The following is a 298-nucleotide window of genomic DNA, read 5'->3' on the forward strand; positions in this document are numbered from 1 at the left end:
GCGGTCATGCCGGCTCGGATCGCAAGGGCGGCCGTCTGAATGAACTCACCGGCTTCTGGTGCCACGGCCTGGACGCCAACCAACCGCCGGCTACCCTCTTCGATAACCAGTTTGATGAAGCCGCGCGTGTCGAAATTGGCGAGCGCACGCGGCACATTGTCGAGGCTGAGCGTGCGGCTGTCGGTCTCGATACCGTCCTGGTGCGCGTCCGCCTCGGAATAGCCCACCGTTGCGACTTGCGGTTCGGTGAACACGACGGCCGGCATCGCGGTCAGATCAAGCGCGGCGTCGCCACCGG

General features: G+C 65.8%; 1 protein-coding gene. It reads right to left on the reverse strand.

Features of this window, described 5'->3' with window-relative positions; translation table 11 throughout:
- Nucleotides 1-298 (reverse strand): oxidoreductase dimerization domain-containing protein (locus KZZ07_RS26800; protein ID WP_500862248.1); only part of this gene is annotated, 298 nt, incomplete at both ends.

Origin of the sequence: Mameliella sp. CS4 (assembly GCF_019392335.1) — a bacterium.
In the GTDB taxonomy this organism is placed as follows: Bacteria; Pseudomonadota; Alphaproteobacteria; order Rhodobacterales; family Rhodobacteraceae; genus Antarctobacter.